Source organism: Streptomyces sp. NPDC097619 (assembly GCF_040302735.1).
GTDB lineage: Bacteria > Actinomycetota > Actinomycetes > Streptomycetales > Streptomycetaceae > Streptomyces.
The window spans coordinates 40,775-47,892 of sequence record NZ_JBEOSD010000052.1 but is presented as its reverse complement, the minus strand read 5'-3'; the positions used below and the strand labels follow the sequence as shown (position 1 = coordinate 47,892).

Annotated in this window: 7 protein-coding genes; 1 reads left to right on the top strand and 6 read right to left on the bottom strand. The window is 70.9% G+C overall.

Features of this window, described 5'->3' with window-relative positions:
- Window positions 1–124: 124 nt before the first annotated feature.
- The 3 genes from ABTZ17_RS16855 to ABTZ17_RS16845 form a co-directional block, all read right to left on the bottom strand.
- Complete coding sequence (locus ABTZ17_RS16855) at window positions 125–799, bottom strand: DUF305 domain-containing protein (RefSeq protein ID WP_352196384.1); 675 nt, start codon at window positions 797–799, stop codon at window positions 125–127.
- Window positions 796–1,452, bottom strand: coding sequence for a thioredoxin-like domain-containing protein (locus tag ABTZ17_RS16850; protein ID WP_352196383.1), 657 nt, complete (start codon window positions 1,450–1,452; stop codon window positions 796–798). The genes ABTZ17_RS16855 and ABTZ17_RS16850 overlap by 4 nt, the downstream gene beginning before the upstream one ends.
- Before the next feature lie 109 nt (window positions 1,453–1,561).
- Window positions 1,562–2,014, bottom strand: coding sequence for a hypothetical protein (locus ABTZ17_RS16845; RefSeq protein WP_352196382.1), 453 nt, complete (start codon window positions 2,012–2,014; stop codon window positions 1,562–1,564).
- Window positions 2,015–2,177: 163 nt separating this feature from the next.
- Between ABTZ17_RS16845 and glnA2 the strand changes: the two genes are divergently transcribed.
- Window positions 2,178–3,539 (top strand): gamma-glutamylpolyamine synthetase GlnA2, encoded by a 1,362-nt coding sequence (glnA2, locus tag ABTZ17_RS16840; RefSeq protein ID WP_352196381.1) that lies wholly within the window; start codon window positions 2,178–2,180, stop codon window positions 3,537–3,539.
- Window positions 3,540–3,614: 75 nt separating this feature from the next.
- Here glnA2 and ABTZ17_RS16835 read toward each other — a convergent pair whose 3' ends face one another.
- The 3 genes from ABTZ17_RS16835 to ABTZ17_RS16825 all read right to left on the bottom strand — a co-directional run bounded on the left by ABTZ17_RS16835 (window position 3,615) and on the right by ABTZ17_RS16825 (window position 7,118).
- Window positions 3,615–4,880: a tyrosine-type recombinase/integrase gene (locus tag ABTZ17_RS16835; protein WP_352196380.1), complete on the bottom strand. Its 1,266-nt coding sequence runs from the start codon at window positions 4,878–4,880 to the stop codon at window positions 3,615–3,617.
- A 69-nt stretch (window positions 4,881–4,949) separates the two neighbouring features.
- The gene (locus ABTZ17_RS16830) at window positions 4,950–5,186 is read right to left on the bottom strand and encodes a helix-turn-helix domain-containing protein (RefSeq protein WP_352196379.1); all 237 of its coding nucleotides are present in this window, start codon (window positions 5,184–5,186) and stop codon (window positions 4,950–4,952) included.
- A gap of 456 nt (window positions 5,187–5,642) precedes the next feature.
- Window positions 5,643–7,118: an AICE element replication initiation protein gene (locus tag ABTZ17_RS16825; RefSeq protein ID WP_352196378.1), complete on the bottom strand. Its 1,476-nt coding sequence runs from the start codon at window positions 7,116–7,118 to the stop codon at window positions 5,643–5,645.

Below are 7,118 nucleotides of genomic sequence, written 5' to 3'. Positions count from 1 at the left end.
GGATGCTGGTCAACACGCTCCCCCTCCGCGGCGACCTGCGCGACGACCCCTCGTTCGGAGAACTCCTCCAGCGGATCCGGGCCGCCGCCCTCCCTCCCCCCACCGCTCCGGCCGCGCCCGCGGCCTACGGCGTGGGGGACGCCCCGCGCTCCTTGAGCATCCCGGCCATCAGGTCCAGCTCGGACTGCTGTCCCGCCACCATGCCGCGGGCGAGCTCCCGCTCCACCGGGGTGGTGCACAGGGTCGCGCAGCCCCAGGCCATCTGGACCCCGCCCTTGTGGTGGTCGGTCATCAGCTGCAGGTAGCGGACCTCGGCGGCCCGGCCGGAGAGCCGTCCCAACTCGGCCAGGTCGGCCTTGGTGGCCATCCCGGGCATCAGGGCGCCCGGCTTGGCCTTCGGCCCGCCCGCCCCGTGTCCGGAGTGCCCGCCGCCGTGCCCCGCACCGTCGCCCTCGCCGTCGGCCATCCAGGCCATCGGCTCCCGGCCGGCGTCCACCTTCGGCAGCTTCCACAGGTCCAGCCAGCCCAGCAGCATGCCGCGCTGGTTGGCCTGCGTGTTGGCGATGTCGTAGGCGAGTCGGCGCACCGCCTGGTCCCGGGTGCGGTCCCGGACGATGAAGGACATCTCCACCGCCTGCTGGTGGTGCACCGCCATGTCCCGGGCGAAACCGGCGTCAGCGGAGCCCGCCCCCGGCAGCGCCGGGGTCTCGGGCCCGTTCGCGGTGACCGCGGCCGCCCCGCCCGCGAAGAGCAGGGCGAGGACCACGGCCGTCACGGCGGCCCAGTGCGTGCGGGTCACTGCTCGGCCAGCCCGCCCGTGCACGCGGCGCCCGGCTCGGGGGTCTGCGGGCCCTGCACGTACTTGGTGAAGAACTGGTTCACCCGCGGGTCGGAGGCACCGTCCACGGTGACCTGCTTGCCCCAGGCGCTCAGCATGATCGCCCCGGCCTGGTCGTTCACCGGGCTCATCAGCGTGTACGGGGTCTTGCCGACCTTCTCGGCCAGCTTCTCGACCTGCGCCTTGTCGGCCTTGTCGGTGTACGTCACCCAGACCGCGCCGTGCTCCAGGGAGTGCACGGCGTTCTCGTTGGCGATCGGCTTCTTGTAGACGTCGCCGTCGCAGTTCATCCACACCGGGTTGTGGTCGCCGCCGACCGGGGGCTTCATCTCGTACGCCACCGCCTTGGTGACGTGGTTGCGGCCCAGCTTCTTCGCGTCCCAGGTCTGCTCGCCGGTGACGGGCTTCTTGGCGGCCGCGGTCTCCTGCTCCTTCTCGTCGGACTCCTTCTTCAGCACGTACCCGCCGAAGCCGACGAGCCCGGCGACGATGACGGCCGAGACGCCGATCGCGAGGAACTTGTTGCGCCGGTCGCGAGCCTGCTCGGCCCGGCGCATCTCGGCTATCCGGGCCTGGCGGGAGTTGTCGGAGCCCTTGTTGGTCTTGGTGCCCATGGCAGCTGTCGTCCTTGTCCTTCTCGGATGGGGGGGTGGGTCCTGCGGTGGTGCGAGGTCATCGTTCGAGGTCATCGTGCGGTGCCTCGAGGCGGGGCGGAAGCCCCCGCTACGTGCGCAGCACCTGAAGGACGTGCAGGTCGGGAGCGCGGGCCGGGGGCTGCACGGGGAGCGCGCGCCCCTCCGGTCGGGACCGGGGCACCAGGACGGGCAGCTCCGGGCCCGGACTGCCGGGCGGCGGCACCGTCAGGATCCCCGGCGTGCGGTGCCCCAGCCGCGAGCAGCCGGGCATCCCGTCGGGACAGCTGTACGCGGCGTGGCCGGCGGCCGGGGCGCGGTGCGCGACGGGGGCCCGGTGCGCGGGCGGGGCCGCGGCGTCCGGTCCGGTGGCGGTCCGCGCGGCGGACGCCCGTACGGCGGACGCGGCCGGCACCGTCCCGGCGGGGTGCCCGCCGGCCGGTCGGACGCACAGCATCAGGGCGGCCACCAGGGTGCCCAGCGCGCACACCAGGGCGACGGGCCGCGCGACGCGCCCGTGTCCGAAGTGATGCCTGCCCCCCATGGGCGCAGATGGTAGTGGGCGGACCGGCCGGAGGGTCAGTGCGGGGGTGTCACGACCCGTGGGGGGCCCGTAATGTGGCCGAAACCGCCGATCGCGATACTGGGTGCGCTCCCTGATGCCCCGCTGGTGGTGCACAGCCCGTCTGAACTGCGAGGATGAAGGCATGGACAAGCAGCAGGAATTCGTCCTCCGGACGCTCGAGGAGCGCGACATCCGCTTCGTGCGCCTGTGGTTCACCGATGTGCTCGGCTTCCTGAAGTCGGTCGCCGTCGCTCCCGCGGAGCTGGAGCAGGCCTTCGACGAGGGGATCGGCTTCGACGGTTCCGCGATCGAGGGCTTCGCGCGGGTGTACGAGTCCGACATGATCGCCAAGCCGGACCCGGGGACGTTCCAGATACTGCCGTGGCGCGCCGAGGCCCCGGGCACCGCCCGCATGTTCTGCGACATCCTGATGCCCGACGGCTCCCCGTCCTTCGCGGACCCGCGGTACGTCCTCAAGCGGATCCTCGCCAAGACCTCCGACCTGGGCTTCACCTTCTACACCCACCCGGAGATCGAGTTCTTCCTGCTGAAGGACAAGCCCCTCGACGGCTCCCGACCGGTGCCCGCCGACAACTCCGGCTACTTCGACCACACCCCGCAGAACGTGGGCATGGACTTCCGCCGCCAGGCCATCACCATGCTCGAATCCATGGGCATCTCGGTCGAGTTCAGCCACCACGAGGGCGCCCCCGGCCAGCAGGAGATCGACCTCCGCTACGCCGACGCCCTGTCGACCGCCGACAACATCATGACCTTCCGCTTGGTCATGAAGCAGGTGGCGCTGGAGCAGGGCGTGCAGGCCACGTTCATGCCGAAGCCGTTCTCCGAGTACCCCGGCTCCGGCATGCACACCCACCTCTCCCTCTTCGAGGGCGACCGCAACGCCTTCTACGAGTCCGGCGCCGAGTACCAGCTCTCCAAGGTCGGCCGCTCCTTCATCGCGGGCCTGCTGCGGCACGCGGCGGAGACCTCGGCCGTCACCAACCAGTGGGTCAACTCCTACAAGCGCATCTGGGGCGGCTCGGCCCGCACCGCCGGCTCCGGCGGCGAGGCCCCCTCCTACATCTGCTGGGGCCACAACAACCGCTCCGCGCTGATCCGGGTCCCGATGTACAAGCCCGGCAAGATGGGCTCCTCCCGCATCGAGGTCCGCTCCATCGACTCCGGCGCCAACCCGTACCTCACCTACGCCGTCCTCCTGGCCGCCGGCCTGAAGGGCATCGAGGAGGGCTACGAACTCCCCGCCGGCGCCGACGACGACGTCTGGGCCCTCTCCGACTCCGAACGCCGCGCCATGGGCATCGAACCCCTCCCGCAGAACCTCGGCGAGGCCATCGCCCTCATGGAACGCAGCGAACTGGTCGCGGAAACCCTCGGCGAACACGTCTTCGACTTCTTCCTCCGCAACAAGAAGCAGGAGTGGGAGGAATACCGCAGCGAGGTCACCGCCTTCGAACTCCGCAAGAACCTCCCGGTGCTGTAACCGCAGGTCAACGCCGGTTCCGGGCGCGCACGGCTCTGTGGGCCGGTGGTCATCGACCACCGGCCCACAGCCGTCTCACCCCTCCTGGGCCGTCTGTGGGCCGTCAGCCATCGGCCCGGCGGCCCCGTACAGGTCGGCCATCGCCTTGAGGGCCCGCTCGTGACTGCTGGGCATCAGGTGCGTGTAGACCCGGAGCGTGAAGCCCGGATCGCCGTGCCCGAGGTAGGTACTCAGGGCCTTGATGTTCTCTCCGGCGTCCAGGAGCACGGACGCGTAGAAGTGCCGGAGCGCGTGCATGCCGTGCTCCCGCGCCGCCTGATGGCGTTCCCCGGCCCGCGGCTCAGGGATGACACCCGCCTGCACGAGGGCGACCTTCCACACGCGCGTGTTGAAGTCGGTCCGCCGCACCGCTCCGCCGCCCGGTAGGGAGAACAGCAGCCGCTTGGTGACCAGGGGGCCATCCGGCCTGAGCCAGGGAAGCGTCACGGCCACGGGCGGGAATGCCGCTCGGTGCTCCCGCAGCACCTGCGCGACGTGCCGGGGGAGCGGCACGTCGCGCTCCTTCCCTCGCTTGGGGGGCCCGAAGACGAGCCGACCGTTCGCCACCTTGACCTGATTGACCACCCGCAGCCACTGCCCGCGGAAGTCATCAGGGTCATCGGGCAGGCCGAAGATCTCACCCTGGCGCAGCCCCAGGCCCCCGCCCGCATCGGCCACCGCCTGGTACCGGTCGGGCAGCGCCGCGCGGACCGCGAACAGCCGCTCGCGGGTCCAGGGCCGCACCCTGGGGGCCACCGAGGCGGGGGCCCTCACCGTTCGGGCCTTGCACGGGTTCCTCGCCAACAGCTCGTCATCGACTGCGGCCGCGAGCACGGCGGACACACTCGCGAAGATCACGCGTCGGTACGAGGACACTGGCAGGACCCGCTCAAGCTCGCTGAGCCAGTTCCGGATGTGCTCCGGCCGGAAGGAGTCCATCGGCCGCGTTCCGAGGTACGGAAAGGCGTGCTTGCGGATCTGCACTTCGACCGAAGACCGCGTGGTCGCGTCGGTGGTCTGAGAGGCGAGCCACTTCTCACCGTACTCACGAAACGTGATCCGACCGGCGGCCGGGTCGATGTACTGCCCCCGGGACATGTCCGCCTCGATGCCTGCCAACCATTGGTCAGCGAGCCGCTTCTGTTTGTCCGGGAAGCTCTTGCTCTTTTCGGTGCCATCGGGGCCGATGTAGCGGGCCCTGTAGCGCAGTCCGGTGCCGTACCGGTCGCTCTTGACGCGGCGGGGCTTGCCGTCGGGCCCGGGTTCGGTCTTGTACCAGCGGTCTTGGACGTGGCTCGCCACGGGTTCCTCTCGGGGATATGCGGAGGGCGGGCCCGGGTGGGCCCGCCCTCGGTGGTGTGGTGGTGCCGGTCAGGCGGCGTTGCTGATGTCGTTGCGCTTCTGTTCGGTGATCCAGTGGTGGAGGTCGGCGGGGTCGTAGCGGGTGTGCCTGCCTACGCGGAAGCCGGGCGGGCCGGTGCGCTTCTTGCGCCACTGGTAGAGGGTTTCGACGGGGACGCCGAGGAGTTCGGACACGTCCTCGGGGGTGAGGTACCGGTCGGGGAGACCACCGCGCAGGATGGCGCGAGGGTCGCTCGGGGCGGGCATGTGCTCCTCCTGCGGGCGGGAATGTGTCCGAGGTAGGGATTTCTGCGTCACCCGGGTCATCCGCGTCATCACGGGGTCTGACCTGGGGTTTTCGGTGTCGTCCGTGTTTTGGGCTGCGTCACCGTGCTGCGTCACCGTCACCGTGGTGACGCAGCACGGTGACGCGGGTGACGTGGGGGTGACGCAGGGAATGGCCGTCTGCGTCACCCGTGTTCATGCAGGCCGGGGCCGGTTTCGGGGCAGCCGGTGACGCAGGTGACGCAGAGTCTCCCTACTTAGGAAAAAGCCCGGGCGCTTGTAGTGGGGTGGGGTTGCCGTTCGGACGTGAAAGGGGGGCCGCTTCGCGGCACGTCCTTTGGGCGGCGGCGTGGCCGCCGAACGGCAAGAGGAGCACCCCCGGCCCACGGGCAGGCGTGCTCCTCTTGCTCGTGCCGGGACCGCCACGGCGGCGCGGTCTCAGAACAGCGGGGTGCGCGGCTGCGGGGGCGGGGCGGCAGGACGTGCCATTTCGACGTAGCGGGCGGTCGCGGTCCGGCCCCAGTCCACGAGAACGCCGCGGGCGGCCAGGGTGGGCTGGAGCCGCTTGAGGCGGTCGGAGAGCACCTTCCCGGTCGTCGGCCACCCCTTGGGGAGGGGGCGGAAGTCCTCGCCGTTGTAGAGCTGGGTGAGGGCGTGCAGCCACTCCGCCGAGGACATGCGGACCTCCTCCCCGGGGGCCAGGGCGGCGGCGTGCTTGAGGACCGTCTGCGCGAGCAGGTCCCCTTCGATCACGTCGTCGTTCAGGTCGTCCAGGCTGGCCCGGTAGGCGGCCAACGATCCGAACCCGGTGGCCGCGTCGAGCTGGGCGCACAGGTGGGCGAAGTCGGCCATGCGCAGGTCCGTGGGGATCGGTGCTTCGGATGCCCGGACCTTCACCGCCAGGTCGAGCAGAGAGCCGAGAACGACCGGCAGCACTTCCGCGTACTCCGTCCACAGTTCGGCTTCGGTCCGGCGGACCTTCGGCCGTTCCAGGCGGAGGGGGAGGAGGCGTTCTGCGAGGTCGGGGCGGATGACGCCCACGTCGATTCCGGTGAGGAGGAGGGGGCGGCGGTAGCCGACGCGGAAGACATCCCCGTCCGTGAAGAGGGCCCGCTTCACGTTCTCCGCCCCGGTGACGATGCAGCACATGGCGTCGGAGAGGTCGGGGGTCATGTGGGAGAGGTTGTCCAGGGCGGTGACCCACCCGGCCGCGACGGCGGCGATCAGGTTCTCTTCGTCCTTCGGCGCCCGTCGCAGGTCCCCGGTCATGCCTTCGATGATCCGGACCAGCATCCGGCCCCCGGTCGACTTCCCCGCCCCCTGCGGCCCGGTCAGGAACGGAGCGGGGACGGGCACGGACGGCTCCAGGCAGCCCAGGAGCCAGGCCAGGGCCAGGCACTCCGTCTCGGCGGTCGCGAAGTTGCACAGGCCCAAGAGTTGGTCGATGCCCTTGCCGTTGGTGTCGCGGGCCGGGATCGGCAACTCTCCCGTGAGCTGGGTGCGCTTCCAGGAGACCTCCTGCGGGTCCGGGATGGCGAGGGTCCAGCCGTTGGGGTGGATGCGGACGGATTGCCCGTCGGCGCGGCCCAGGTCCAGCCACGTCGCCCCGTCGGCCCCGGGCGCCACCCGGATGTGCACCGGCTGCACCGGCTCGTCCAGGGCGAGCGCTTCGATCAGGTCCAGCGCCTCCTTCAACGCGGACCCGTTGAACACGCCGCGGCCTGCCTTGAAGAGGCCGACCATGAGTTCCTGTCGGTGGCTGCCCGTGGTCCCCTGGGACCGCATCGGCCGTGCCACGGGGTGCCCGATTTTCTGGGCGTAGACGGCGCCGTCGGGGGTGCGGAAGTACCGGAAGTGCGCCTGCGCGTACTCCGTGATGATCTCCCGGGCCGGGTTCTTCTCCTCATCGGCCAC

Bases quoted from the DNA above. Each gene is read 5' to 3' on its own strand.
- ABTZ17_RS16850 (WP_352196383.1), bottom strand. From the start codon at position 1,452: ATGGGCACCAAGACCAACAAGGGCTCCGACAACTCCCGCCAGGCCCGG.
- ABTZ17_RS16845 (WP_352196382.1), bottom strand. From the start codon at position 2,014: ATGGGGGGCAGGCATCACTTCGGACACGGGCGCGTCGCGCGGCCCGTC.
- glnA2 (WP_352196381.1), top strand. From the start codon at position 2,178: ATGGACAAGCAGCAGGAATTCGTCCTCCGGACGCTCGAGGAGCGCGAC.
- ABTZ17_RS16830 (WP_352196379.1), bottom strand. From the start codon at position 5,186: ATGCCCGCCCCGAGCGACCCTCGCGCCATCCTGCGCGGTGGTCTCCCC.